The organism is Pseudoalteromonas sp. S8-8, from assembly GCF_000497875.1.
GTDB lineage: Bacteria > Pseudomonadota > Gammaproteobacteria > Enterobacterales > Alteromonadaceae > Pseudoalteromonas > Pseudoalteromonas arctica.
On sequence record NZ_AUTR01000075.1, the window covers coordinates 1 to 26,767 of the forward strand.

The 26,767-nt window shown below is 38.4% G+C and carries 23 protein-coding genes; 8 read left to right on the forward strand and 15 right to left on the reverse strand.

The annotated features are described in order from the left end of the window. Nucleotides 1-199 precede the first annotated feature (199 nt). The 13 genes from L659_RS0122535 to L659_RS0122600 form a co-directional block, all read right to left on the reverse strand. The gene (locus L659_RS0122535; RefSeq protein WP_024592035.1) at nucleotides 200-1,738 is read right to left on the reverse strand and encodes a transposase; all 1,539 of its coding nucleotides are present in this window, start codon (nucleotides 1,736-1,738) and stop codon (nucleotides 200-202) included. A gap of 194 nt (nucleotides 1,739-1,932) precedes the next feature. Next, the gene (locus L659_RS0122540; protein WP_050581782.1) at nucleotides 1,933-2,397 is read right to left on the reverse strand and encodes a hypothetical protein; all 465 of its coding nucleotides are present in this window, start codon (nucleotides 2,395-2,397) and stop codon (nucleotides 1,933-1,935) included. 139 nt (nucleotides 2,398-2,536) lie between these two features. Beyond that, complete coding sequence (locus tag L659_RS0122545; RefSeq protein ID WP_024592037.1) at nucleotides 2,537-2,941, reverse strand: hypothetical protein; 405 nt, start codon at nucleotides 2,939-2,941, stop codon at nucleotides 2,537-2,539. Next, entirely contained in the window at nucleotides 2,934-4,739 is a 1,806-nt protein-coding gene (locus tag L659_RS0122550; RefSeq protein WP_024592038.1) for a tyrosine-type recombinase/integrase, read from the reverse strand. The genes L659_RS0122545 and L659_RS0122550 overlap by 8 nt, the downstream gene beginning before the upstream one ends. Then, on the reverse strand, nucleotides 4,736-6,388 hold the full coding sequence (locus L659_RS0122555) for a phage integrase SAM-like domain-containing protein (RefSeq protein WP_024592039.1): 1,653 nt from the start codon (nucleotides 6,386-6,388) through the stop codon (nucleotides 4,736-4,738). Before L659_RS0122555 ends, L659_RS0122550 begins: the two co-directional genes overlap by 4 nt. Nucleotides 6,389-6,395: 7 nt before the next feature. After that, entirely contained in the window at nucleotides 6,396-7,529 is a 1,134-nt protein-coding gene (locus L659_RS0122560) for a tyrosine-type recombinase/integrase (RefSeq protein WP_024592040.1), read from the reverse strand. A 250-nt stretch (nucleotides 7,530-7,779) separates the two neighbouring features. After that, nucleotides 7,780-8,076 carry a hypothetical protein gene (locus L659_RS0122565; RefSeq protein WP_024592041.1) on the reverse strand — a complete coding sequence of 99 codons (297 nt, stop codon included), beginning with the start codon at nucleotides 8,074-8,076 and terminating at the stop codon, nucleotides 7,780-7,782. Nucleotides 8,077-8,151: 75 nt separating this feature from the next. After that, on the reverse strand, nucleotides 8,152-8,439 hold the full coding sequence (locus L659_RS0122570) for a hypothetical protein (protein WP_024592042.1): 288 nt from the start codon (nucleotides 8,437-8,439) through the stop codon (nucleotides 8,152-8,154). A gap of 166 nt (nucleotides 8,440-8,605) precedes the next feature. Continuing rightward, the gene (locus L659_RS0122575) at nucleotides 8,606-8,986 is read right to left on the reverse strand and encodes a hypothetical protein (RefSeq protein WP_024592043.1); all 381 of its coding nucleotides are present in this window, start codon (nucleotides 8,984-8,986) and stop codon (nucleotides 8,606-8,608) included. Nucleotides 8,987-9,071: 85 nt separating this feature from the next. Then, nucleotides 9,072-9,506, reverse strand: a complete 435-nt coding sequence (locus tag L659_RS0122580) for a hypothetical protein (protein WP_063529658.1) — start codon at nucleotides 9,504-9,506, stop codon at nucleotides 9,072-9,074. 149 nt (nucleotides 9,507-9,655) lie between these two features. Further along, nucleotides 9,656-10,042 (reverse strand): glyoxalase superfamily protein, encoded by a 387-nt coding sequence (locus L659_RS0122585; RefSeq protein ID WP_331271004.1) that lies wholly within the window; start codon nucleotides 10,040-10,042, stop codon nucleotides 9,656-9,658. Nucleotides 10,043-11,443: 1,401 nt separating this feature from the next. Further along, nucleotides 11,444-12,766 carry a histidine kinase dimerization/phospho-acceptor domain-containing protein gene (locus L659_RS0122595; protein WP_024592047.1) on the reverse strand — a complete coding sequence of 441 codons (1,323 nt, stop codon included), beginning with the start codon at nucleotides 12,764-12,766 and terminating at the stop codon, nucleotides 11,444-11,446. Beyond that, a complete protein-coding gene (locus L659_RS0122600) occupies nucleotides 12,763-13,437 on the reverse strand; it encodes a response regulator transcription factor (protein ID WP_024592048.1) in 675 nt (224 codons plus the stop codon). Before L659_RS0122600 ends, L659_RS0122595 begins: the two co-directional genes overlap by 4 nt. A 171-nt stretch (nucleotides 13,438-13,608) precedes the next feature. Between L659_RS0122600 and L659_RS0122605 the strand changes: the two genes are divergently transcribed. Genes L659_RS0122605 through L659_RS0122620 form a run of 4 tightly spaced genes read left to right on the forward strand, consistent with a single transcriptional unit; the run spans nucleotide 13,609 to nucleotide 19,515 of the window. Continuing rightward, nucleotides 13,609-14,439, forward strand: a complete 831-nt coding sequence (locus L659_RS0122605) for a TlpA disulfide reductase family protein (RefSeq protein WP_024592049.1) — start codon at nucleotides 13,609-13,611, stop codon at nucleotides 14,437-14,439. A 33-nt stretch (nucleotides 14,440-14,472) separates the two neighbouring features. Then, entirely contained in the window at nucleotides 14,473-15,207 is a 735-nt protein-coding gene (dsbG, locus tag L659_RS0122610; RefSeq protein WP_024592050.1) for a thiol:disulfide interchange protein DsbG, read from the forward strand. A 44-nt stretch (nucleotides 15,208-15,251) separates the two neighbouring features. Further along, nucleotides 15,252-18,392, forward strand: a complete 3,141-nt coding sequence (locus tag L659_RS0122615; protein ID WP_024592051.1) for an efflux RND transporter permease subunit — start codon at nucleotides 15,252-15,254, stop codon at nucleotides 18,390-18,392. A 1-nt stretch (nucleotide 18,393) separates the two neighbouring features. After that, entirely contained in the window at nucleotides 18,394-19,515 is a 1,122-nt protein-coding gene (locus tag L659_RS0122620; protein ID WP_024592052.1) for an efflux RND transporter periplasmic adaptor subunit, read from the forward strand. Nucleotides 19,516-20,475: 960 nt separating this feature from the next. On the opposite strand, the gene L659_RS0122625 is transcribed toward L659_RS0122620, so the two are convergent. Further along, nucleotides 20,476-21,366: a cation transporter gene (locus L659_RS0122625; protein WP_024592053.1), complete on the reverse strand. Its 891-nt coding sequence runs from the start codon at nucleotides 21,364-21,366 to the stop codon at nucleotides 20,476-20,478. Between the two features lie 77 nt (nucleotides 21,367-21,443). Between L659_RS0122625 and cadR the strand changes: the two genes are divergently transcribed. Beyond that, nucleotides 21,444-21,851 (forward strand): Cd(II)/Pb(II)-responsive transcriptional regulator, encoded by a 408-nt coding sequence (cadR, locus tag L659_RS0122630; RefSeq protein ID WP_024592054.1) that lies wholly within the window; start codon nucleotides 21,444-21,446, stop codon nucleotides 21,849-21,851. Nucleotides 21,852-21,865: 14 nt separating this feature from the next. Here the strand turns inward: cadR and L659_RS0122635 are convergent, their stop codons facing one another. Further along, nucleotides 21,866-23,806, reverse strand: coding sequence for a cytochrome c/FTR1 family iron permease (locus L659_RS0122635; protein ID WP_024592055.1), 1,941 nt, complete (start codon nucleotides 23,804-23,806; stop codon nucleotides 21,866-21,868). Nucleotides 23,807-24,146: 340 nt separating this feature from the next. Here L659_RS0122635 and L659_RS0122640 point away from each other — a divergent pair, with 340 nt between their 5' ends. From L659_RS0122640 to L659_RS0122650, 3 genes are all read left to right on the forward strand, one after another. After that, nucleotides 24,147-24,857, forward strand: coding sequence for a transglutaminase-like domain-containing protein (locus L659_RS0122640; protein WP_024592056.1), 711 nt, complete (start codon nucleotides 24,147-24,149; stop codon nucleotides 24,855-24,857). A 170-nt stretch (nucleotides 24,858-25,027) separates the two neighbouring features. Further along, nucleotides 25,028-25,375 carry a hypothetical protein gene (locus tag L659_RS0122645; RefSeq protein WP_024592057.1) on the forward strand — a complete coding sequence of 116 codons (348 nt, stop codon included), beginning with the start codon at nucleotides 25,028-25,030 and terminating at the stop codon, nucleotides 25,373-25,375. 103 nt (nucleotides 25,376-25,478) lie between these two features. Continuing rightward, nucleotides 25,479-26,723 (forward strand): TolC family protein, encoded by a 1,245-nt coding sequence (locus L659_RS0122650; protein WP_024592058.1) that lies wholly within the window; start codon nucleotides 25,479-25,481, stop codon nucleotides 26,721-26,723. Nucleotides 26,724-26,767: the final 44 nt, after the last annotated feature.

Here is a 26,767-nt window from a genome sequence, read left to right on the forward strand (position 1 = left end):
TAACGAGCCTGTAGATTAACTCGTTTTTAAATTTGTTTTTATTGATAAACAAACCATAGCTGAGTTCCTATTTTGGTTCAATTGATTACTATATTTTTATGCAGAATATAGAAGTGTTTGATATTGTTTTAATTGGCGTTTTGGAAGGGATTACGGGTGTTTGAGTGGCTTTAATTTAGGTTAAAAGGGCTTCCCCTTTTTAATGTATCGTATTTTTCAGCTTTTCTATATTATGAACAAGGCAATACAATTGCCATTGCGCATTTACTTTCGCTTGACCCCGTAAGGTCAATTTATTCATGCCTTTGTTCACTGTAATATTCCCGAACACCGGTTCAATACAGCCGAGCCGTTTGCTGTATTGTCGTCGTCCGATTGGGCTGTCTATTTTAACTTTCATCTTATCGACATAGCTCAGCTTTTTGCGCGATTCATTATTTATAAACTGCACTTGTCGTCCTCTTTCTATCGGTGGTTTTCGCATGCATTGCTGCTGTAGCGGGCATGTTTTACAGTCTTTTAAGTAACCACAGAATCGCGTGTATTGCTGGTTATGGCTGTTTACATTGACCCCGCTTCGCCACATGGCATTGCCTGCAGGGCAGCGGCATGTTTGCGTTGTCTCATCATAATGAAAATCGTCTGAGGTAAATAACCGAGGCTTGCCTTTGCTGCGTTTTAGTCGCCGTTTTTCTTGCTCTGTTTCGTATGTTTCGCTGTCTTTAAATAGCGGATTTCGTTTTCTAAATTGGTTATCCGCAATGTAGGTATCGAACCCACTTTGCGCCATAAACTCAAGATTTACTTCGCTGTTAAACCCACTGTCTGCGGTAAATTTGATGGTGTGTTTATCTGCCATTTTTTCTGTATTGAGTTTAGCAAGCTGCTGTTTTAATTGTGCAACGGCTGGCTGTAAAGTTTGTTGTTCGCCCACTGAGCCCCACGCTTGTGCTTGCAGGATGATTTGATGTTTATCATCGTTTATCGCGATGCCGTTGTAGCCTTGAATTGTCCCTTTTGAGGTCGTCATCTTCGCACTATCTGGGTCAGTGATATTACTTTTAACAGGCTTGCCTTTACTGCCTGTTTTCTCTTCGTGAGTGGCTAAAAACTCGGTGATTTTACCTGCACTTCTATCCAGCTTTTCTTTTTGTTTTAAGTCCTGAGTTATCAACTCTTCGCCCAGTCCATCTTGTGATTGGTGGCGTTCAATAATACGTTTGCTTGCGCGTTCTAGTTTTGCTTTTTTGCGACCTAGCTCATCGAATGTGCCGCTCCACTCTTTACTCGCATTGGACTTTAATTTACACCCATCAATGGCAAACATGTTGCGGCCTATCAAGCCTTCCTCATCACATATCATCAGCACTTGCGTAAAAAGCGGCTCAATCTGTTCATGCATTTTAGCCACAAAACCCGCTATAGATGTGTAATGTGGCTGGATATCTCCCGACACACTCATGAATAAAATGTTCGTCTCACACGCTTTAGCAATTCTGCGGCTACTGATCAAACCATGTGCATAGCCCAGTAAAATAATCTTTAGCATTACCGAAGGTGGATACGCAGCAGCGCCCGTTTTGTCATTGTTGTACCACGCGTCAAATCCCGATAAATCGAGCTTATTTTCGATAATATAACAAAGGGCATACTCAAAGGTGCCAGGCAAAATTTGCTCAGCGAAATTGATAGGAATGAATTTATTTTGACAGGATAAGTCAGGCTTGTAGTTAGCCATAACGGTTTACCGTGGGTGAATAATATCTATTAGATCACAGCGAACGGATGGGTTCAAGGTTAAAAAGCAATCAATTTGAAATAGTAGAATACGTTCCTAAAAAGAGTAATTCTACAACCTCAACGCCTTGCTAAGAGGCAAAAAATTGTTGGCTAAAATAAGCGACGAAGGAGCAAAAGCCAACTGTTTTATAGTTATATGGCATTAACCATTTCCTTGTTAATAATAACTTCTTTTGGTATTGGACCATTATTTTTAGCTCTTATCGATACTTCGTATTCACCAGTATTTTCTGATCCGGGAAGAATATGGCTTATAACTCCATATTCAGAGAATAAAGTAGAATCGAGAGTATAGATATATCCGTCAACTAAATTACCAATGGTCGCAAATCTCCTAGCAACATTTTTACAGCTGCTAGTTGATATATAACAGCCGTTATTCATACCTGTTTCAACTTGGTGCGCCCTAACCGCATTCCCCTCTGAACTACCAAAAGTATAACCACCACCAAAGCAAGCACCCTTTTGTCCAAAATAAACAGGTACAGATGGATCTTTTCCTTTAGGTAGGAGCTTTCCATCATTTTCTTTATCATCAATTTCCGAAACACCTCGGTATAAATAATGCTCTATCCTATGCCTCTTGTCGGAAAACAATAATTATAAATAGTTCGTTACATGTAACTGTAGCTAACCTTATGTTTTATATAACTTTGTTTAAGGTTACACTTTTGGATGTTTTTAACTATCTCAAAAGTAACCTTAATTTGAAATTATTACCATTAAATTCAGGCAATTAGCTGTATATTAGTTGCGTTACATTGTTATTGTCCGCACGAGCATTGCTCAGAGCCATGTTTTTTCGTATTAACGTAGCATTTTGTGATTGAACTTTAGCGAGCATAGCTTTCAATTCTGCCACCTCAGACCGCAACTCTCGATTGCGGTCTTTGTATTTATTAAGTTCAGTTTGTTTGGCATCACGTTGCTGTCGAATGTCTTTGTTTACACCGCCTTTAATACGCTCTAATAGTTCAGGGCAATCACGGTGAATCAATGCTCGACTTACACCTGCTTCTTCGGCAACGGCAGCGACACTCATTTTACGTTTATGAGAAACAGTATTTGGACGACCTTTTTCGATTCGAACAATGGCAAGTCGAACCGCTTTATGTGTCGCTTTTTCTTTCTGGTTAGACATTTATCACCTCGATATCCTTTCTCTCGTTAATCTCTTGCTTCATAGCTTCAACATCAATACCCAATGCCACTAGAACCTTTTCACAGCGTTCCATGCCTTTTTTTACCGCCGCTCTACCAGCTTCACCAATATCATCCAATTGCATCAGTTTCATTTGCTGCACTAGCATTCCCTCCCAATAAGGCAGGTGTCGCTTATCTACAATGCCGCTTTCACAGCTATCAGGCTTACCACACTTACACTCATCATCATTGGTGCACCACCCAATACCTGTTGAGCGAATTGGTATGGAGCTAGAGTATGCCTTTGCCATAGCACTAAGAGAGCCAAAAGATTTAATTAACTCTTTATCCTCACGGACCTTCATGATGTTTTGAGCTATGTCGCCACCAGTGATAGGCGTGTCTAGTTCAAACCAATCTTGCTTAATTTCTTCTTCAACCAGATATTTCTCTCGAAGCATTTCTTCAAACAATTCAGCATCCAAAGCATCATTAAAGGCATACAAAGTGGTCATGGTAATTGACCAATGTTTAAAGTGATCTTTTAATGCTCTCAAGTCACCTAATTCAGAGTGAACCGCATAATTAGCAAAGGTACGTCTGAATTGGTGCGCTGATAGGTTCCAATTACTCCCTATCTGTTCACATAAGTTTGGCAACCTAGCGTTAGTCATTGCCACCCCTGACAATAGGTAAATTGCGTTTCCTTTTCCCCGGTTTTTCGATAGGCAGATGTGGTTTGATATTTCCTCAAGTCGATGTGCTTCCACATGATCGTTGCTTGCTTTCGCTTTTAGTAAATCACACTCAAGTTGATCTTGAAGTGGAGCGCTCAAACGGCCAAGAATATCAATCGCTTCCGTGGCTATCCTTGGCGCAATCCACTCAGCTAACCCTGTATGTGTTTTCTCAGAGACAGTTTCGATGTGGTAGTAAGTGGTGTCACCTTTCGTTTCAGAGCGATACGCATCACGCTTAATGCCTAATATTTCATGGATACGCATACCCGTTGTGAGTAACAGCCAGAAGATACAGCTATCTCGCAGTAGCAATGTTTCTCTCTTTTTTGACGATTTCAGAATTTCATCAGCTTTATCTAGGTATGATTTAGTAAACTGGCACAGCGGAATTAGCACTTTATTTGGAATAATGGGGGTCTTACCTTTGGTAATGGCTTCCCGATACGCTTCACCAACATACCCTGCTTGCTCATTAGCGGTTGATTGAGGCCAAGGATGCTCTTTGACAAAATCAAACTCTTTGCAGTGGTAATAAAGGTCTTCTAGAATGCGGAATCTATCCACCTTGGTGACTGCTGTCAGTGGTTTAGTCTCGCCTTTTCGTTTTGAGTGCAGGGTATTTACATGCCTAACGTAGGCATTTGAGGTAAAAGCTGTCAGCCCATGTGTAACTGTAGTATCTGAACTTAAAACCCACTGAAAATAACTTTTCAACTTGTCCAATGTTTTCACAAGAGTATTAAGAGCTAACCCCTTTTTGAATTTGCTCCAGATTACCCACTTTGCCATGCGCTTCATTTGAGTATCATCAATCGTAGAAAAAGTAAGGTTTAATGCACTTGCTATAGTTGCTTTCGTACCTTTACTAGCAGGAAACACCCATACATCTTCCTCAAATCGAGATAGCGTTTGGTATTCACCATTGGCGAGTTTAATGTAGGTCACGATACCCGTTAGAGAGCCATCAATGACTTGCTCAAGCGCACTGGTGCTTGGCTTTGGACATTGCTGAATTGCAAACTCAGCTTGTGTGAGTATTAACTCAATTGAACTCATTGCGTCACCTTCAACATATCAAGGTTTTGCCAGTACGGATGTGGATTAGATCTTGCCCGTTCTTTTTCAGTCTCTACACGCTGTAGCTGGCCAAGCTTAGCAAATTCAGGGACAACTTCTTCATCTACGATTCTTAGAACATTTTTTAAATGACGCTTCCAGTCTTTACGACCAAACTCGTCACGGCTTCGAATAATCGCCCAATAAAAACTAAAGAGTTTATACAAATCATCACCTGTAATAACGAAGCTTTTACAGCGGAAGCAGCCTAAAAAGTCATTACAGAACGAGCCATTTTTCGGTGCTTTATCGCCATTCTTAGGGTCTTTACAATGCCCTACAGGGACGCTTGGCTCTGCGCACGTTAGCTCTTTAACTCGTATCTCACCCATTAAGCCCAAGTTGCGCTTTGATTGCTCGGGAGCTTGCAGGTAGTGGTCAAGCGTTCCTGTCCCACTGTGTTTGGCTTGCCGCGCAGCAATTAACAAACTCTCACCACTCAGCTCATAAATACCATTGATGAACGTCTTGCGAAAACGGCTTACATTAAGTTTCATCGTTCGACCATCTTCATCTCTTAAGTCGTACTCTTTGATGAATTTTTTGATGTTATATCTAAGCAGCCTTTCTGCTAGAGAGGAGGCCGTACCTCTCTCGGCACCTATGTGGGCAATTCTAGACTCATAGACAAATAACAAGTCGGAATCGATAGACTTTCTCACTTGGCTATTACGCTCAATGATAGCCTCAATAAGATAAGCCACATCAAGCTTTATTCCTTGCACTACTTCAAGTTCCTGTGATTTTCGTAAATTGTGCAATTGCGTGGAGTTGCCTCTTTTTTTGAATACGGTTAAGAGCTTGCGGCAATCTTTAAGTGGGTGGTCGGTCAATGAGTCGGTAGTCATATTGAGAAGCGGAGATGTGTTGATGCCTGTCTGAATCGCCACAGCTAACAAACACAGTGTTAACTGATAACCTGTTAGTGGTTCGGTCTTTTGATAAATCGGCTTAATTGCTTGTTTTAGCGCAACCACCACCTGCCTTTTTTCATGGGGAGTCAGTGGTTTCTCGCCCTTTGCACGTTTACTTGAATTTGGAAATGGGCTCTTAGGAAAGAAATCACTGTTTAGGTTTATGTCATCAATGACTGACCAATAGCCCTTGTCCCTCATGTGTATCAGCATTGACTTGAGATGAGTGTAGTAACCTTTTAGGGTGTTATACCCTAACTCACAACCTCTAAGGTGCAGTAAATATTGCTCGATCAACTCTGGCGTAATGTCATCTTGTGTTAAGTCCTCACCCGCTGAATACCTAAATAATGTAAGGTATTCAGCGAAATGGAAAAAACCATTTTTAAAATAACCTTTTTGAGTTTCCTCGCTAAGAGCATCGGTATTTTTCAGCAGAGCTTTTGCGGTGTAGTACACTCGATTTGTAATGTCGTCATAACCTTTGCCATAGAAACGAGTAAAATTGACGTTAGAACCATTGCCACCTTTTGAACCGATATTCGGGTAATTCACTACAGGGTTGATTGGTCGGACTATTTCTCGATTTTGAGCAGTGTCAGTTGTTGACTCTACTGCCGATGTTTTCTTTAGCTTGTCTTTGTTAATAGACAGTTTTTTTCTTTGTCTCGCCATATTTCACCTACACAATCGCATCAATCTGTTGTTGATACTCAATCGACAAGTCATCGACCAAATCATTAACCAAATGTAAATATTTCATCGTGGTTGTGATACTTGAATGTCCAAGCCGAGCTTGTAGGTACATCAACGGTTCAAATTTACTGCTTTTATGCTCTAACATTCCTTTCAGCATGTGCGTTGCATAAGTATGCCTTAACATATGCGGTGATACGTGAAAGGGTAATTTAAGCGACTTGAGAGCCTTACCAAAAGCAGAACCTTGAGAAGCCCACCCTTGACCATCAGGCGTTAAAAACAAGCAATTTGACTCCACTTCCGACTCTTGTTGCTTCTGAAAACGAGCCTCATTGACATAACGCCACAAGTCCTCCATCAATCGTGTCGGGATGTGTATTTTGCGCTCTTTCTCACCTTTGGTTCGTGAAATATTGACCTCATAGTAAGCTCTGTTTCCAGTAGGCTTTCTTATTATATTCAAGGGAAACAGCAACAGTTCTTTTCGTCTAATTCCTGTCTGTAGACATAAGCGAACCATCAGCTTTAAGGTTGAATTTTCAATCGCAGATAAAAGATCTCGCACTTCAATTACCGATAAAAATTGAGCTTTTTTCTCAAAGGTTTTCATCATCAAATCAGAGCTGTATTTCTTACCACCATTTCTTTCTGTATGAGCTAAAAACTGCTGGCCTTTATTCACTGAAACGGATTCTAGAGAGTAAGGTAATGACTTAAACCACTTACCGACGCCATAAGAATAGAAACGCACTATCGTTCTTAAATGCTGATTGGTTGAATTTACCGACATGCCAAACTCACCAACACAAAGGTCACGATAAGCACTGACTAACATTTCATCTTCACTGCTTTCTGAAATGTCTCGCCAATCCAAACTGTTCTGCTCACAGAATGTCAGGAATTGAGCTAGGTGATTGCCATACGTCCACCAAGTGTTCTCACTATTCACTCGACCTCGTTTTAAGCACTCATATACCAAGAACTGCAACGCCTCTACACAAAGCATTCCTGATTCAATCCCTAGATCTGAATTATCAACTTCCCACGTTAAGAGGGGAAAGTTAGGGTACTTCACACTTTCAATTTCAAAGTCAGATGTGGATTTAATGCAAAGCATAATCGCCCTAATTCACTGTATATTAACACAGTATAATTGTACGCATTATGCTTTGCTACAAAAATAAACGATTTTTTATGTGGACATTGGTATGTAACACGTTTCTGGACAAAAACGAGTTAGAGCCGAAGGTCGGCTCTGTGCCATAAGTGGACAGTGCTAACGCTTTGCTAATTGGCTGCCGCAGCGCAGCGTAGGCAGTCCAGTGGAGGCCATGCTGTTTGTGGCCGGAACGAAATTAAGCAACTTGTTATGTTGAAACATGCTTGATAAGCCCCTTAGCTACGAAATAAAAAACAAAGCAGACAAATAACAGCCCAAGGAAACGAATTGCTTTTGGTGCGTCTTTCTTAATTTTCACCTGAACGGCGATGCCAAACTCATCACCGATGAGCCACAAAAATATCTTGTGTAAACTCCATAAAACCATAAATACGTAAACACTGAGGAGCCCATAAAATTCAACATCGGCTACCATCAACGTGATCGTAATGATTAATGCAGCTACTAATACCCCAAAACTGATTGTCTTAATACGAGCGATCAATATGCTGCTCCAACATAACGCCCCAATATGCCGACGAAAAGAGCGCAGCGAGTTGAGGTCGGAATAATTGGTTTGTTAGCTTTGTATATCAATTTCAACAACTTGAGCCTCTTTAAATATACTTTTAGCTTTTTCAAACACAGTATCTTTATTAGCTGGATGCACCGTAATATCGATTGCGTTATCCGATAATGTAAAAAGTGTAAGACAACCCGCTTTTTGGATTTTTGCTATATCCGACTTTTTTACCAATCGTCCTTTGGTGTTATAAAAACGAGAGTAAGAATTTGTTCTTACCTGCACGTTTGCACCTAGGTCGTTAAACGTTCTTTCTGCTTTGTCCAAAAAGTTGATGGGAATCATTGATTCCAACTTTATAACCAAAACAAAGAATAATACTGAGGCGATAACTAATATTAAAATGTCAATAAAGCCTCCGCAAAGCTAACGCCCGCCACACGGGCGAGCAACTTGTTGCGAGTCCAGCGCCGCAGGCGCGATGTGCTGGCGCTTGTTATGTGCGTACATGCTACAGAACATGAACATCGTTGATTGTTGCAGCATAATTGTTGTTCCCAATTGGTACAAACTCAAATTCAACAGTTAGGTCGGTTATCTCGCCATTGGCGGGTAAATAAAAGCCGAAGATCAATGAGCCTGAATCGGTTTCTAAAAACTCAGGGTAACAATTCGCTATATTTTCGTTTTGAAAACTCACAGGGGCATCGCTACCAAAGTAATCATGCACAGCGTCTTTGAGTTCAGATTCTGCCCATACAACACCATAGTTATTGTTTATATCAATGAGCTTTTCTGCGTCTTCAAATTGATTTGTGGCTAATAAGCTCAGCCAATGCTGACAATAACTTTTAAGTTGATTCTCTTTATCTTCACTGGTGATTGAGAGCATGAGATACCTTAGAGCACATAACGCCTGCAGTTGCGGCGGGNGGGTGCGGAGCGCAGCGTAGCACACGTCCGACAACCTGCACTTGTTAAGCATTTTGCGACTTACCAGCAATTACTCCGAATTCACCGAGTATTCTTTGCTCTAGAATTCTAGTTACTGCTTCAAATGATGAGTTCGTATCGATAGCTTCTCTTTGATCGACTAGTTCATATTCAAATGGCAACTCTATCGCCATTTTTGAGGCATAAAACTGACCTAGCTGAAGGCGCCAAGGATAAGATGTGTACTCTGGAGTATAAACATGAAACAAAATCACCTTTTCATAAGCTTGATACTGGCTTAAGAGCCAATATTTTCCAACATTTGTATCAGGGTGAGTTTGTTTTACCTCCACTTCCAAGGCTATAACAACATTCCCATCAGTTAGCAGCCCATCAGCACGAAATCCATTTGAAGGAAAGCCAGGGATTGCTTGAAAACCATTAGTGAACGACAACTTTTCGCTAGCAAACTGTTTCATCCAGTCTGCCAACCTCGATTCATATTTTAGCCACGGTGACTTCACTGGACATGGTTCCTCGTATGCTTAACGCCCAAATTTAGCGCGGAAAGCCGCGCAGCGGGTTGACGTCGCAGCCAGCGCTTTTTGCTGGCGATAAAATTTGATTGTTATGTGTCTGCTGATTCATTAAACAATATCCTGTTTGAAAACGGATCTGTTACGGTAAAACACCTTGCACCCCAAGGGGCATCTTCAATGCTTGGTTTGTTGTATTTGTAAGGCTTTGCAGTAACTTGTGCGAAAAGTTGATCAAGATTGCTTACATTAACGAAGACCTTGCTGCCCGGTGTGCAGTCACCAGAGTGTTCACTCAGATGTAAAACAAAATCGCCAAGCGAAACTTGCATGTAAATTGGGTAACCATCCTCAAAACGATGCTCCCAATCTAGTTCCATACCGAGAAAGCCAAGGTAAAACTCTTTTGCTTTATCTTCATCGAAAATCCGCATTATTGGGATCGTCTGAAACTCCATGCCATCTACTCCATTACACATAACAATTTAATAGTGCGCTCATCGCGCATATTTCTGCCGACGCTACGCTCATTTTTCTACATTATATAGTTTTAACAAATAACCTAAGGTATTACTATCACTAAGTTTTCTAAAACTTTAAAGAAAAGTTAAATAGAACAATATGCGCTCGGCGCTCATTTTCATGAATATATGCGCAAAGAGCAGTTTAACCAATCTATTAACGACGATATTTAGCCAGTATCAATGACCGATTATCGCTCAAAGCCGACCTATAGAGTAATTACGTTAACACGTCTTGGGGCAAAACCAATTTGCAAAATATGCAATTTGCTAACTCGAAAAGGGGCAAAACCAATTTGCAAAATATGCAATTTGCTAACTCGAAAAGGGGCAAAACCAATTTGCAAAATATGCAATTTGCTAACTCGAAAAGGGGCAGAAATGAGTTTGGCAACATCGCCTCTGTTAGATTCCAATCAGCACAGAAAGTACTACCTCTATAAGAACTATGCTTTAGTTCAGTTCACCCTTACAACCGCAGATATTAACCATTAAAGGAGATGTTACACTTTTAAGTATGCATAACAATAATGTTTGAAACTTTTTTTGCCTTCCCAGTCCGTTCCTTTCGTGTCAATAGAAGGTATGTATGACAATAAAGATCAAAACTTAGATTCAATCAACGTGCCTATCCAAAGAAAAATTGTGACAACAAAGATTGAAACTCACCTTTGGACAAAAATGAGTTTGAGCCGAAGGACGGCTCTGTGCCAACAGCAGACATTGACATTACTTTTCAAAAACCTCTGAATTGGACAGCTAAGCCACCATTGCGGTCGTTCATCATCAAATTATTAATGCTAACTTTGTGCGCTTTATAGTCCTTTCAGTCTGAATAAACCTATAATTAGGGTGTTCAGATCATGTGCCTATCTCATTCGAATATTGTGCGCTCATTATTTTGATGATTCCCTTATGACTTCTAATCTACTAAGCAGACATTAAAATTCACGGCTAAATGTGACCTAAAACAATTGGTATTTAGAAGTTATTATGAGTATTTTGGAAAGCTAAAAGTACCTGTAGAAATCGACACACAAGTTTATTGTTTATTGCCCTCATTATATTCCTATTGTTCAACGTTAATTGCGAGCCTAGTCGCCGTGATTTTACATCATTTTTTTTGTCCTAATAGAAAAGTATTTAATCATTACTTTGAAAGTTAAGCTAATTCTGAACATGAGATTCAACTTTAATTAATAAATTTACGGGCAATTTTGTTAGTAAATTAACAGGGAAATAATCACCACCTTTATACATAGCTCCATGACCGATAGATCTACTATTGCTGCGTTCATACAATTGCAAACTCGTTGGCTGTGAAAGGGTTAACGTATTAAAAACGATATGTTCTTAATTTTAAGCTATTTTACTTTCTGTCAAAGGTATTGAGAACTGAGCTACAAAAGTATTACCATTATTTGCCAGTGTAATTGAGCCTTTATAGTTTATCGCTATGGTATCTACAATAGATAAGCCAAGACCGGCACCCTCTGCTGAACCGCTACGCCAAAAGCGCGTAGTCATTTTGTCAATGTCTGTGGCGGTAACATTAGCCGTGTTGCTAACATTAATATTTAAAAGGCTTTCTGTAACGTTAATGGCCATTAAAACAGGTGTTTTTGGGGGACTGTATTTTAAAGCATTATCGAGCAGGTTACGGCAAACAATAGCGATCATAGCTGATGGGATAACGGATATGAGTTCTTTTCCTTGTATTGAATAAGCTATACGTTCACTACCTTGCGTTGTCTCATTTATCATGTTTTTAATGAGTAATTCAACTGACCAAGTTTCGTCAGTATGGACTTGGGTGATTGCATCAATATTTGCCAGTAAAAGTAAATTGTCTAATATAGAATTTAAACGCTTTGTGCTTTTACTTACCTGCAATAAAGCTCGCTGTTGCTTGTCTCCTGTTGTTAGTTCAGCAAGTTGGGCTTGAGCCAATATACCCGCTAACGGTGTTCTAAGCTCATGTGCAGCATTACTGGTAAATTGCTTCTCTCTTGATATCACTTCAGCTAATCGTGCCATTAGTGCATTTTGGCTGTTGATCAGTGGTTGCAGTTCTTTTAATGGTTGCTGTATTTGAATGGGAGCAAGGTCTTCACTACCGCGTTTTTCGAGTGCTGAAGTTAGTAGCATTATCGGTTTTATGCCTGTACCAATTGCAAACCATAATAAACCTAACGTAATTAAAATCGCTAATGCAGGGGGAATAAGAATACTTTTAAGCAGATCATAATATAAAGAATCACGCTCAGAAACCTTATCTGCAATGGTTATTTTATGTTGGCTGGTGATTAAAGTGAACGTACGCCACGCTGTACTTTCAGCTTGAATATAATGGAACCCAGATTCAACTGCTGTGCTATTGGGAAAAGTGCTGCTATTGCTTGTTGCTATAATACTGCCGTGCAAAGAGCTTATTTGACAGGTTAATCCCTTTGCCGTACCAACTTCATTGGCTTCCATTATTGCTGGTAAAGAGGCTGACATAGCACTTTGTGGCACATGCGCTAATATATTACTTAGCATTATAGCGGTAGATTCTAGACGTTTATCAAAGCTGACGTCTAATTTATGACTAAGACCCGTCACCATCCAAACACTGGCTAATAGCCAAAAACCAATAAATACGGCTGCCACTAATATTGTTAGGCGAAGGCGCAAGCTCATTGTTCAGTTACTTCAATTGAGCCTAGTCGAAATCCAAAACCCCGAATAGTTTCTATGCCTTTAGTTCCTATTTTTTTACGTAAATTAAATATATGTACATTCAGGGCATTACTGGCTACGTCGTCACATGTGCCGTATAAAACATCTTTTAATTGGCTTTCAGATAAAATACGTTGTGGATTGTTAAGAAATATTTTTAAAAGTAAATCTTCGTTCCGAGATAAGGGGATATGTTTGTCATTAATTAATAGTTTGTGTTGTTCTAAGTGATAAGTCAGCAGGCCATGTGAAATGGTGTTTGTTAGTCTGTCGGTTGTGCGTCGCTTTATACTGTACAAACGCGCTAATAACTCTCTTAGGTCAAATGGCTTAACCAAATAATCATCAGCGCCATTCTTTAATCCTGTTACTTTGTCGTCAATTGAATTACTCGCCGTGAGTATTAGTACCGGCAATGAGTGTTGATTTTTTCGCAGCCATGTTAGCCACGTTATACCATTTCCATCCGGTAAATTTAGATCAAGAATACAGAGATCGAAGTTGCTTTTATTCAAGATATTTTTTGCATGACTTATTGAAGCAACATGTTCCACAGCCATACCTTCACCCGATAAAAAAGTGCTAATGGCATCAGCAATAACAGCATCATCTTCAACTAATAAAATATACATTTTTGCTCAAATACAATTCTTATGCCGCTAAGATTAACGTGAAAAAGCGCAGGAGAACAAGCGATAAATTAAGTTTTTAGCAGGGTTTAGCGAATGAACTTTTTCTTAATGTTGGCTTAATATTAGCGATTTATCATTGGTAAGTTAATGGAAAAAAGATGTGGTAAATAAATGCTAAGTATTGCTGTAGGGCCGATAGTTCTCTCAATTTCACAATTAATTACTCTGGTAGGGTTATTTATGTTTTGGGGAATAACTTATCTTCAAACACGTAACAATGCAAAACAGAAACAGTTTTTAGAGTATATATTCACAGCCATTATTATTGGTTTTTTAACCGCACGATTGACCTTTATAATCGCTATGTGGCAAAGCTACCAAGAGAATTGGTGGCAATTAGTAAATATAAGTGATGGTGGCTTTATACCTAGCACAGGTTGGGGCGCTGGTGCCTTGGTACTGATGTTTTATGCTAGACGTAATAAATTGTTCATTAAAGCTTATTTTACATCGGCATTAATTACTTTTTTCTGTTTAATTATTCCTACTTTTTTTGCTGTTATTTATCAAGCAGCAGTCGAACTGCCTAGCTCACCTTTACGTAATATTGAAGGCCATGAAGTCGATTTAAGACGCTATAAGGGCACGCCAGTTGTTATTAATTTCTGGGCATCTTGGTGCCCACCTTGTCGTAGAGAAATGCCGGTATTAGAAGCCGCTCAAAAACATAACCCTGAGCTTGTTTTTGTCTTTGTTAATCAAGGCGAAAGCCTGCTTAGTGTTAAAAATTTTATTGATTCAACAGCGTTGGATTTAAAAAATGTTTTCATCGACCCCACTAGCAATGTTAGCCGAGAAACTGGCGCCGCAGGGCTACCAACCACATTATTTTATAATGAAAAAGGGCAGTTAGTTACTAGCCATATGGGCGAATTATCTCAAGCTAGCTTGCGTTATTACCTTAATCAAATTAATTCCGTCGTACCTTTAAAAAAAGGATAAACCTATGAAAATATCAATTTTATTTACATTTTTTTGCCGTTAAATCTTACTGCTACAGAAACAGTTAACTACCCAGCACCCTTAACGTTATTCACTCAGCAAGGTGGTGAAGTGGTCAGTTCTTTTAAAGCGCCGGCAAATATGACTGGCTATATCGCTAACTTTCAAAATGAGACTATTACTTTGTATGTCACTGAAGACGAAAAGTACTTATTTACCGGCCCATTAGTGGATACTGAAGGTAATTCTGTAGGTGAAGAAAAGCTGAATGCTTATGTTAATGGTCCAAAGGCGGTTAAGAATTGGCAAGCCCTTGAAAACAGTCATTGGGTAAGAGATGGCTCTGCGTCAGCCAAGCGTATTGTTTACACTTTTACGGATCCCAATTGTCCTTATTGTAAGCAGTTATGGGATAAGGCACGGCCTTGGGTTGATTCAGGAAAAGTGCAAATTCGTCATATTTTAGTCGGTATTTTAAAAGCAGACAGCTTAGGAAAAGCCGCGGCCATATTAAGCGCGGATAATCCTGAAGAACAATTGAAAAAATTAGCTGGCTCAGGATTATTTCAGTCTATAAAACCAATTGAGAACCCAGAAAAAACGATCCGTGACAAGCTAATTAACAACTATAAAACCATGCTGTCTTTAGGTGCCCGTGCAACTCCAGCTACTTTTTATCTAAATGCAGACGGAGAATTTAATAAACAAATTGGCTTGCCTCCTGAGTCAATATTAGCCGATATTTTTGCCCCAAATGACGGTAAGTAGAGTTTAGTCAGATGAATTATATTTTATTAACAGAGGCTAAATAAATGTGGTTAGTTAAGCTCGCTCTTCGTCAACGTTATACGGTTGGCGTATTGGTTATACTGTTGTTGCTGTTTGGCATTAGGTCTTTACAAAAAACATCTACTGACATTTTACCTTCAATTGATATTCCCTATGTCAACGTATTGTGGCAATACCCAGGTCTTAGTGCCTCTGAAATGGCGTCAAAAATTTCATCATTTAGTGAAATTGCCATCATGAATAACGTTGACGATGTAAAGCGTGTTCAATCTGAAAATGGTAATGGCTACTCGCTCATCCAAGTCAGTTTTCACCCCAGAGCAAAGTTAGCTGTTGCACTATCGCAAATTACCAGTGTCTCTCAAACCATTTTAAAGCGGCTACCAAAGGGAATGACCCCACCGTTAATAGTTAATTATACGACGTCAAGCGTACCTATACTTCAACTCGCCGTTTCTTCTCAAACGATGACTCAGTCTCAACTGTATGATTACGCTCGACTAACTCTAAGACGACAATTGCAGTCAATACCTGGCTTACGATTGAGCCTACCTTTTGGTGGAGCTCCTAGACAACTAATGGTAGATATTGATCCCGATAGATTACAGGTGCATGGACTAACAGCAAAAGAAGTAGCCATGGCTATTTCGCAACAAAACATTACGTTACCGACTGGTATTTTACGTGAAGGAAAAGTGGCCTTTACCGTTTCAACTAATGGGAGTCCGGAAGGTGTAGCTGAGTTTAAAGCTATCCCCATTAAATATAGCGAACATGGTCTAATTCAACTTCAAGATGTTGCAACGGTTCGTGATGGTGGCGCTGTTGCAACTAGTTTAGCTCGTGTAGATGGGCAAGCAGGCGTTATTGTTTCTATTTTAAAACTAGGGAATTCATCTACCGTAGATATCATTAATGAAATCAACCGTCGTTTACCAAACATACAAAAAGGTGCGCCTAAAGGCTTAACCTTAACGCCTATATTTAACCAATCTAAATTTGTTGTGGCTTCTAGAAATGCAGTGTTAATTGAAGCGGTAATAGTCGCCCTTTTAGTCGCTCTGGTCGTTTTAATTTTTATTGGCAGTGTTCGCAGCACAGCCATTGTGCTTACTTCTATTCCATTAGCCCTTTTAGCTTCTCTTACAGGGTTAACTTTTTTTGGTCACACATTAAATCTCATGACATTAGGAGGGTTAGGATTAGCAATCGGTATATTAGTCGATAATGCCTTGGTGGAAATTGAGAATATTAACCGCAACTTAGATTACGGCAAATCAATTCGACAAGCCGTAATTGATAGCGCCAAGCAGGTGGTATTTCCTGAGCTTGTTTCAACGATGAGCATATGTATCGTTTTAATGCCTATATTTTTGTTAAGTGGTACAAGCGCATACGTTTTTGAGCCTTTAGCCTTAGCGGTTCTACTCGCTATGATTGCATCTTTTATACTCTCAAGAACATTGGTGCCCATACTCGCATTTTTATTACTGAAAAATGAACGTGAAAATGTAAACCGAAATTCGTTAGTGCACAAAGTCCACATTAAGGTTGAAAAAAAATTAGACCGAATTATTGCGGTGCATTTATTAAACTTAAAGCGACTATTGAGTTGCCGCATCTTAGTACTCACTGGAGTGAGTATCGTGGCAAGTATCATATTAACTTCTTCGTTTATGATGCTTGGAAAAGACTACTTTCCTAAATCTGACGCGGGCGGAATTCGATTACACCTTAGAGTTGAAAATGGTGTACGACTAGAAGTGGCTGCAAAACAGTTTGCGAATGTTCATCAATTAATTAGAACGATAATCCCTGCTAACGAAATTCAGGCCATTGTTGAGAATATTGGACCTCCAGATGCTATAAATCGAACTTGGATTAGTTCTATGATTAGCACGTCTTCAGAAGGCGAGATATTAGTACAGTTAACCCCTGATCATGCACCAACTGACCTTTATATTAGAAAAATCAGAGCTCAGTTAGCGTTACAATTCCCTGACTACCAAGTGCTATTTCGTCCTGCTGATATTATTTCCCAAACACTTAATGGCACTGCTAGTTCTGCCATTGAAGTAAAAATCACAGGCCGAGATATAAAAGGAAATTTACAGGCCGCCACAAAACTAATGAGCAAGTTAAAAAATGTTGAAGGTGTTGCTGATATTATCATTGATCAAGTTACGGCCTGGCCTGATATCAATCTCAATATTGATAGAATACTTGCAAAAAAACTAGGTGTGAATATGACTGACATCAGTCAGACCCTATTAGTGAGCCTAAGCTCGAGTGCAAACTTATTCCCAAACACATGGGCAAATAATGGCATCAGTTATATTGTTGCGGCTCAAGTTCCACCCTATCGTTTAGACTCGTTAAACACTTTGTTAAATACGCCAGTTAAAGCCACTAATTCAGCTCAGGGAACCGTATTATTAAAAAGCCTAGTGAGTGTAGAAAAACGCGCTCGACCTGCATTAATTAAACGGCAAATGTTAGCCCCGACAATCAGTATATTGATTAACGTTGATCAACGCGATTTGGGTTCGGTTTATACCGACATCACAAAAAACGTTGCGTCGACAAAGGCTACTCTTAAAGCTGGCAATAAAATCATTATTGAAGGGCAAGCAAAAGACATGCTTTTAGCCTACAGTGACTTGGCTACGGGTATGGTGATGGCTGCAATTTTAGTATTTCTATTGATGGTAATAAATTTCCAATCTTGGGCCTTGCCACTTGTGGCTTTAAGCGCAATGCCTATGGCCATTAGCGGCTCTTTGCTTGCCCTATTCCTCTCAAATACGCCGTTAAGTGTCTCCGCATTTATGGGCATGATTATGGTAATGGGAGTAACAACGGCAAATAGTGTTTTAGTTGTTAGCTTTGCCAGGGCTGAAATGCTTGCGGGAAAACTAGCAAAAAATTCAGCATTGTCTGCGATAAAGACAAGGTTTAGACCGGTAATTATGACAGCTATAGCTATGTTGGTTGGCATGATCCCCATGGCATTAGCATTGGGAGAAGGAGCAGAACAAAACGCTCCTCTTGCAAGAGCTGTTATTGGAGGCTTAATTTTTGGCACACCAGCAACTTTGACATTAGTACCACTAATACTGAGCTTTCGAAATAAGCCAATGTTTCAAGATATCGAGGAAAACTAAAATGACAGAACATAAAATCAGACATAGCGCCCAATCTAAAGCCCAAGATTCCGTATTACATAAAGTAATGCACATCATTGCACTTATTGGCCTACTTATATTAACAACCTTAACGGTGCACGCAGAAACGAATCCTCCATCAAGTTATCAAACCGCCACGCTGACCAAAGTTTTGGATCAAAGAACGGTGAGTCTGCCAACCGTTTCACAGGCTAAACAAACGACAAAGTTACATTCTAGAGCCAGTGGTTATATCAAAGAACAATATGTAGAAATTGGTAGTGCGGTCAGTAAAGGCGATGTACTTGCAGTAATTGATGCTCCTGAGATTAAACTACAAGAGCAACAAATACTGGCTGACATTGAGTTTGGCAAAGCCGAGCATGAATTAAATCGATTAACGTTGAAACGAGCCAAGCAGTTAATAAAAGATAACTTAATTAGCAAAGCTGAATTAGATAGGTTGACCGTTCAAACAGAAAAATCAAAGGCTAAAATAGCAAGTTTGTTCGCACAAAAAGAACAAAACCAATTTCAACAGTCATTACTTATTATAACGGCTCCATTTGCTGGCTATATTACAGATAAAAATATTGAGATAGGCGACATTGTCAATAGCGTTAACAATCAATTAGATAACTACCTTTATAAACTACAAAACATAAACGAATTGAAGTTAATCACCTATGTGCCACAAAGCGAAGTTAGTAAAATATCAATTGGAGATACAATCGACGCCACGTTTACAGGCTATGAGGGCATCTTTGTATCTGCGACCATTACTCGTAAGGCGCAAGCAATAAGTGTTTTATCCGGAACCATGCTTGTTGAAGCTGAGTTTGATAATCGCGAGCATAATCTACCAACCGGCCTTAACGGAACCATTTCCATTAATATTAATAACCAAAAGCTCAGACAACCTAAATGGCAAGCACCGTTAGCAGCGCTTACTTATCATAAAGGTGGAGCCGCGATTGCGACCGTAAACGAAAATAATATTCAATTTCAAAAAATAAACATCGTTTCACAATCAACCGAACGCTTTATATTTGTTAGTGAAATTCGTCCTAACAACACGGTGATACTCAACCCGAACGCCTTATTGGACTATATAACTCTCTGATATTTTAGATCTTGTACATCAATTATTTAAGTATTAGTTTAATAGTCCGTAGCCATAATGAACAATTTAAAGCCAAAAGCATATATTCTTGTAGCGATAGATTAATGTTGCTTTTGGTATCGAAACGAAATGATTTTAAAGGTAAATCAATCCAAAAAATGTCCGCTGAAGGCTCATAGTGACTGCTAGATATATTGATTCAGCTCTTAATTTATGACCGCTTACAGCCCAAAAGATGTCGATAGGTGCTAAAACCTTAGGTCTTCAAAGTGGCAAAAGTGAATGTTCAGATACGAGTCGTCAACGGCAGCTTTGAGCTTGCAGGAGCCATTAAACCTCAAACCCTGAGACTATCCCTTTGACAGGCGAGTTAGCCACCAAACCCGTCATTGAGACTTTAAATTAAAGTGACAACCCTTCCGATAAAGCAGCACTACAGGAAATCTTAAAGTCGTTCCAGTTTCTCAGCGTGAAGTTTGAACACTTAATATTTAATATTGATTTAAATTACCGAAAGCGGACATTCAATTCACATGATTCTTATGTACTAAACCTTTAATAGTACTATGCCGGTTTGGGGCACATTGCGCCACAGGATTTAGGAGCACTTTGTGCGCAAATCGGAAGTAATATTTTGAAATTGAGAGTGTTTGTCGAGATCAACTTAGTACCAGTTAGTTGACCTAATATAACCGACAGCAGAATTGAAAATTGAAAATTATTGGAAAAGCGGACGTTCCTAAAATCGGTTTGAAATAAACGGCTTAAAATATTCATTTAATAACCAAAGGAAAACCATTAAAAGGCAACAATTGATGTTGGTGCGGTAAGTTTTTACCACACCATAACTTATGTCACTTGACCAGAACGTCTTGGCTAATGATATATCGTGTTAATACGAGATACTTGAGTGTTGATGCTTATTAATGTTGTGACAGAGACTTTTTTATTTGATTTCAACTACGCTTTTAACTGTAAAATTCGACGAGCACCACTTAATACAACAAGGGCAATTATAAATCCAATAACAAGATCTGGATAACGCGATCCTGTCAGTGTTACCAGTAGTCCTGCTAATATAACGCCAACATTTGCAATAACATCATTAGCTGAAAAAATCCAACTAGCCTTCATATGAGCGCCATTTTCTTTACTATCAGATATTAAAAACAAACATGTAACATTGGCAATTAACGCAAGTGCACCAAAAATCATCATTAAATTTGATACGGGTTCACTTCCGTATATAAATCGCCTTAACACTTCACTTAAAGCACCTAACGCAAGGATAACTTGTAGCAATCCCGATATGTGGGCTGCTTTGAGTTTCATCTTAATACTTTTCCCAACCGCATATATCGCTAATCCATATACAGCAGCATCTGCAAACATATCTAACGAGTCAGCAATCAGTCCAGCGGATTGAGCAATCCAACCCGCGATGAATTCACAAAAAAACATGAACCCGTTAATGATCAGTAACCACTTAAGAATAATGGTTTCTTTCCCTTCATTTTCTTTAGCAGATACTTTGGCTTGGGTTGCTTCAACACTGCAACTTTCTCTGGTTATTTCTAACGTAGCACCTAAATTCAATGATTGAAGCTTCGTAGTTATCTCATCCAAATGAGCATCATGAAAAACTTTAACTAGCCGATTAGGAATATCAAATTTTAATCCAACAGATGGCTCAATACCGTCGAGCGCTAACCTTATCAATCGTTCTTCAGAAGGACAATCCATCTTAGGCACTTTATAATCAGTGGTGAAACGCCCATCAAAAGCATCAGTATTTTTAATACTAGAGTCAGTAACAACTGACTCACATTGGCCACTACATTTATTTGACATAAAAAACCTTGCTAAACACATTTTTACAAAGTATAAAGTCTATGGTAACTATAGAGTCAACAAAGAAATTTAATATTATGAAAATTGGCGAACTAGCAAAATTAACAGATTGTTCAGTACAAACGATCCGTTATTATGAAAAAGAACAACTCTTGAAATCCCCAGAGCGAAGTGAAGGAAATTTTCGTTTATATAATAAATCGTCACTTAAACAATTGATGTTTATTAAACAATGCAGAACGCTCGATTTAACCTTATCGGAAATTCGTCAACTGCTTGAGTTACAAAGTTCACCCTCGATTCAATGCAACTCAGTTAACAACATGATCGATAGTCATATTCAGCAAGTTGAACAACGTATTAAAGAACTTAATAGCCTAAAAGAACAATTAAATTACTTAAGTAACACATGCTCAAATAATGGAACAATTGAGCAGTGTGGTATTTTACAAAAGCTTACCAGTGACGTAGCTAAAAATGTTTAGATACAATGCTGATCTTAAATCATTATTTGTTTTCTTCTAGATCTATACATATAGGCTATAAATAAAACCAATATTGTCAACTGTGCCATTATGCCTTCCCAAGTAGACCCAACACCAATCCAATCAACCTCTACAGTAATTGGCAATGGAGAAATTCCAATAATGGCAGCCTCTTGTAATGCTGAAACTGCTTTTCCCATCAATATAAATGACAGTGCTAATAAGAGATATGTTGTTGTTGAAAAGAAACGAGCAATTGGCAATTTTACAGAATATTTAAACATTCCCCATGCAATAATCGATAACACAGCTATCCCGAATAAAAGTCCACCGATAACAAATGAGTATTGAGTCGTTGAGGCTTGTGTTAACAGTGATTGATAGAATAAAACCGTTTCAAAAACCTCTCGGTAAACAGCGATAAATGAGAGCACGGCTAATCCCCAAAGTGTACCTGCTTCTAATTGTGTATTAATGTGCTTTTGAATGTATGCCTGCCAGTGTTCAGCATTCGTTTTGCTATGCATCCAGATCCCCACATAGAACAACATTAACGCTGCAAGCATTGCAGCAATACCTTCCATGACTTCTCGACTTGCACCACTGATATTGATCATTGACTGGGCTACCGCCCAAGTAGCAAAACCCGCTAGTAGCGCACTGAGCCAACCAAAATGGACATATTTTAAGGCATCATGACGTTTAGTTCGAATTAACACTGTTATCAAAGCCAGCACAACCAGCAAGGCTTCTAAACCTTCTCTTAGCAAAATAACTAAGCTTGCAGTAAAAAGAGCCTCATTTGATAAAGTGGTTTCTGTCAGAAGTTTTTCCGCGTCATTGAGTTGCCTCACAGTAATTTCCATAAGGCTTTCAAGTTGATTAACCTGTTGTGCGTTACTTAACACTTGACGAAGCTTAATCAAGTTTCCTTCGATGCTTTTACGTAAATTTTTGTCTCGTGCATCCAAACTATTTTCAATTAATTCAAAACCATCTAGATAAGCACTCACAGCAAGTGTTTTGGCCTTCTCATACTCTTCATTTTTATACGCAATGCTTGCGGCAGCTAATTGAGTTTTGGTTATAGCTAAAGGACCACTTTGATTGGTAAACAATAATTTTGGATCGGCTCTTAACCCTTCAATTTCATTTTTCGTTAATCCGTCAGTTTCTGTAGATAATTTTAATGGACTATAATTTATCCAGTTTTGTAATGAAATTGATTGCGATGGTTTGATGAATTCGCTTGATGATTGGAATGCCAAACCACCGACATAAAATGCAAGGGACCATTTCTGCTGTTCTTTTAGTTGTGTAAATGCAGGCATAGCCGTATCATCAAGCCCATTAGATATGGCATCAAACAAGCCTAAAAGTGAACGGTTTTCTGCACGGTTTTTATCGGTAAAATCGGTAGGTGCAGGCTCTAATCCCGATGCTAAAACACCATTTCCTTGACCTGAAAGACCGTGGCAACTCGCACAGTTATTTTCAAATAAAGAAAACGTCGCCTCTTTAGACAGTAATCTTTTAGGGAGAGGTAACTCAGGCATCATAGCCAATAATGAAATTCGCAGTTCAGAAGTAAATTGCCTGACAATATTTACATTTTCTTTAGTTGAAATAGCCTTTTGTAAGGCCGATGCTTTCTCATTGAGAGAGTGCATAACATAATTATCACTTGACGTTTTATCAACTATCAATTGAGAGAATTCAAGCATTTCCTGATATTCATCATCGTTAATTACTTGGCCATTATCAACCGCTGATGCGTAATCGACCCCCACATATTCTGCCAACTGTGCTATCTGGCGTAGTTGAGCAACCTCATCAACCGTTGACGCTATACTCAATGTCGAAAATAAAATAGTCGCCATCAACACTAAATAGAATGATGATTTTATTCCTATATGTTTTTGACTTATTAATCGCACGTTCCAAAAAAATTGCATACTATGAACCTTAAATATTACAGCCTAAATGATAATTATTATCAATTGCAATACCTGTAGTTACTATAGAGTAAAGTATTAAAAAATATTTTTATAACTGGGTGTTATCAATGAAAATGTAGAGAACATTAGAAAAATCGCTGACTAATGGTTTTAAAATGAACATTGAAAATATCTATCTAGCTAATTCTGTCAATTCATCCTTGACCCTATAGTTACTATAGAGATTATAGTGTTGATGTGTTGACCTATAAGCTGTTAATAACAAGATAAATAACGAGCATATATTAATGACTATTGCTCGTTTTAGCCAGCAACTGAATTAGTAAAGCAGAATCCTATGAAATCACATATATATTTAAAGAAATCGAATATTCTAGATTACGATACCCCTCTAATTACAGACTTGATTAAAAATAGAGGCTGGAATTCTCTTGATGATTTTGAAAAAATAGGGGCTGCTTACAGTTTTGTTAAAGATGAAATAAAGTTTGGGTATAACAGTCGTGATGATATAAGTGCGAGCTTTGTTTTAGCTGATGGGTATGGTCAATGCAATACTAAAGGAACTCTTTTAATGGCTTTATTAAGAGCATTGGATATTCCTTGTAGATTTCACGGATTTACTATTGAGAAAAGCTTACAAAAAGGTGCTATACCCAATTACATTATGTGGCTTGCTCCAGAATTCATTATTCATAGCTGGGTTGAAGTGCTTTTTGAAGATAATTGGATCAATCTAGAAGGCTTTATTATTGATGACCCATATCTAAAATCTATTCAATCTAAGTTTAAAAATGTGAAAAATAATTTTTGCGGATATGGTATTGCAACAAAGTGTTTATTAGATCCACAAGTGGAATGGTCAGGCAAAGATACGTTTATTCAAAAAGAAGGTATACATGATGACTTTGGTATTTTTAACACCCCAGATGAATTCTATGAGAAATATGGCACTAATTTGTCTGGCATTAAAAATTGGCTATATAAAAATGTCATTCGACATCTAATCAATAAAAATGTAGAAAGCATTAGAAAACTAATTAAATAATCATTATAAAATGAAAAAAGGGTTATCTAGCTAATTCTGAAAATATTTCTTGACTCTATAGCTACTATAGATGTTATTGTTGTGCGGTTATTTTGAATATTCTTAAATTTAATTATTTTCTAAATACCTTCTCAATAAATTTGTGTTATGTATCCTTAAAGGTCTTTGCTGTGAAAAATGTGCTTTTGAATTTTACTTTAGTCATTTTGATTGTATTACAATCATTTGTAGCTATTGCAAATTCACAAGAAATTCATGAAATTGATATTCAGCATATCCAAATTGAACATTCACATGAATCTGATCGCTTTGTAGCTGACAAAGAATTACCAACAGACAATGAACATAATGCTAAAGATTGTCATCATTGTGGTCATTGCCATGGATCTCATATTCAGTGGCTCGTTCAAGCTCAAACCTTTACTGAGCGTCCAAATCAAATAGGACATCAGTATGGGTATTTATTTCAATATTCAAGCCCTCCTCACGATAACCCAATAATCCCCCCTATAAGTTAACTCTATTAGAATAGCTCAGTTTAGCTGAGCATCTTTATATTCGTGTCTACTACGATTTCACTGTCGTTAGTTAACACTATTTAAATAAATATGAGTTTAATTTATGAAAATATTTTTTCAAAAAAATATTGGCGCTGTGCTATGCGTCAGTATGTCTTTGGCTATTTTAATTAATATACAAAGCGTAAATGCACAAACAACATCGACATCTTGGTTATCGATGCAAATAAACAAACATCCCGATATTATTGCCGCCAAAGAAGAAATGAATGCTGTTTTTTCAAATGCTGAAGGAAACAAGCAACCACTTTATAATCCTGAATTAGAGACAGGTTATGAACGAGAAGGTGACGCTAATAATTATTCTATTGGTATTAATCAAACGATTGATTGGTGGGATAAGCGAGAAACGAAAGAGCAACAAGCTAACTTTAGTTTAACCCAAGCAAGCAAACACTTTGACTTTCTTGTTCAAGAAAAGACAGCGCAAGCTTTACAAGCGTTAATTACTTGGCAAGCAGCTAAAAAACAAGCGGTTATTGCCCAAGAGCAAGAAAAGCAGTTAGAAACCTTACTTGATATCGTTAAAGACCGTCAAAAAGCAGGAGATCTAGGGCAAGTAGATGCCGAACTTACTTTTTTAAGTTTATCCCAAATGTTGAATGTTACCGCAAAGGTACAAGTTCAATTAAAACAAGCCGAAGCCCAAACCAAAGAGCTATTACGAGATTGGACGCCAGATAAAGAGGTTATACCTGCGCAAGGTTTAACTATCACTAATTATCAACTTTCACCTCAATGGCTTGAACAACATCCCTTAGTCTTAGCGGCAAAAGCACAGTGGCAAATAACTAGAAGTGATGCTCAACTAGCTTTGTTAGAAACTAAAGCTGACCCAACTATAGGTTTTAACGCAGGAAAAAATGATAGGGAAAACGTGTTAGGCGTAACTTTTTCAATGCCTTTGAATATCCGTAACAATTATTCAGCACAAGCAAGAGCTGCGAATCAACAAGCAATAGCTGCTGAAGCAAATTTTCGCTCCGTTATGCGCAAACAGAGATTTGCTATCCAATCAAGCACTGACACCTTAATCACTTATCAAAAAAACTATCAACGATGGCAACAATTGATGGATGGAAGAGGAAAACGTAGTGGCGATTTACTGCAAAAGCAATGGCAAAGCGGTGATGTAAGTACTACCGAATATTTACTTGCATTACAACAACGTGCTGAAGGTCTTAATGCTGGTATTGAATTACAAAGTCAATTTCAATTAAGCCAAATCGACTGGCTATTACAGGTAGGCCAAATTAAGGCCGCGACTCTGCAATTATCTCAGCTTTGAATATTAAAGGCATTATCAAGAATCAATTAATAGTCAATGAACCA

Bases quoted from the DNA above. Each gene is read 5' to 3' on its own strand.
- L659_RS0122535 (WP_024592035.1), bottom strand. From the start codon at position 1,738: ATGGCTAACTACAAGCCTGACTTATCCTGTCAAAATAAATTCATTCCT.
- L659_RS0122545 (WP_024592037.1), bottom strand. From the start codon at position 2,941: ATGTCTAACCAGAAAGAAAAAGCGACACATAAAGCGGTTCGACTTGCC.
- L659_RS0122550 (WP_024592038.1), bottom strand. From the start codon at position 4,739: ATGAGTTCAATTGAGTTAATACTCACACAAGCTGAGTTTGCAATTCAG.
- L659_RS0122555 (WP_024592039.1), bottom strand. From the start codon at position 6,388: ATGGCGAGACAAAGAAAAAAACTGTCTATTAACAAAGACAAGCTAAAG.
- L659_RS0122560 (WP_024592040.1), bottom strand. From the start codon at position 7,529: ATGCTTTGCATTAAATCCACATCTGACTTTGAAATTGAAAGTGTGAAG.
- L659_RS0122570 (WP_024592042.1), bottom strand. From the start codon at position 8,439: ATGATTCCCATCAACTTTTTGGACAAAGCAGAAAGAACGTTTAACGAC.
- L659_RS0122575 (WP_024592043.1), bottom strand. From the start codon at position 8,986: ATGCTCTCAATCACCAGTGAAGATAAAGAGAATCAACTTAAAAGTTAT.
- L659_RS0122580 (WP_063529658.1), bottom strand. From the start codon at position 9,506: ATGAAACAGTTTGCTAGCGAAAAGTTGTCGTTCACTAATGGTTTTCAA.
- L659_RS0122585 (WP_331271004.1), bottom strand. From the start codon at position 10,042: ATGTGTAATGGAGTAGATGGCATGGAGTTTCAGACGATCCCAATAATG.
- L659_RS0122595 (WP_024592047.1), bottom strand. From the start codon at position 12,766: ATGAGCTTGCGCCTTCGCCTAACAATATTAGTGGCAGCCGTATTTATT.
- L659_RS0122600 (WP_024592048.1), bottom strand. From the start codon at position 13,437: ATGTATATTTTATTAGTTGAAGATGATGCTGTTATTGCTGATGCCATT.
- L659_RS0122605 (WP_024592049.1), top strand. From the start codon at position 13,609: ATGCTAAGTATTGCTGTAGGGCCGATAGTTCTCTCAATTTCACAATTA.
- L659_RS0122615 (WP_024592051.1), top strand. From the start codon at position 15,252: ATGTGGTTAGTTAAGCTCGCTCTTCGTCAACGTTATACGGTTGGCGTA.
- L659_RS0122620 (WP_024592052.1), top strand. From the start codon at position 18,394: ATGACAGAACATAAAATCAGACATAGCGCCCAATCTAAAGCCCAAGAT.
- L659_RS0122625 (WP_024592053.1), bottom strand. From the start codon at position 21,366: ATGTCAAATAAATGTAGTGGCCAATGTGAGTCAGTTGTTACTGACTCT.
- cadR (WP_024592054.1), top strand. From the start codon at position 21,444: ATGAAAATTGGCGAACTAGCAAAATTAACAGATTGTTCAGTACAAACG.
- L659_RS0122635 (WP_024592055.1), bottom strand. From the start codon at position 23,806: ATGCAATTTTTTTGGAACGTGCGATTAATAAGTCAAAAACATATAGGA.
- L659_RS0122640 (WP_024592056.1), top strand. From the start codon at position 24,147: ATGAAATCACATATATATTTAAAGAAATCGAATATTCTAGATTACGAT.
- L659_RS0122650 (WP_024592058.1), top strand. From the start codon at position 25,479: ATGAAAATATTTTTTCAAAAAAATATTGGCGCTGTGCTATGCGTCAGT.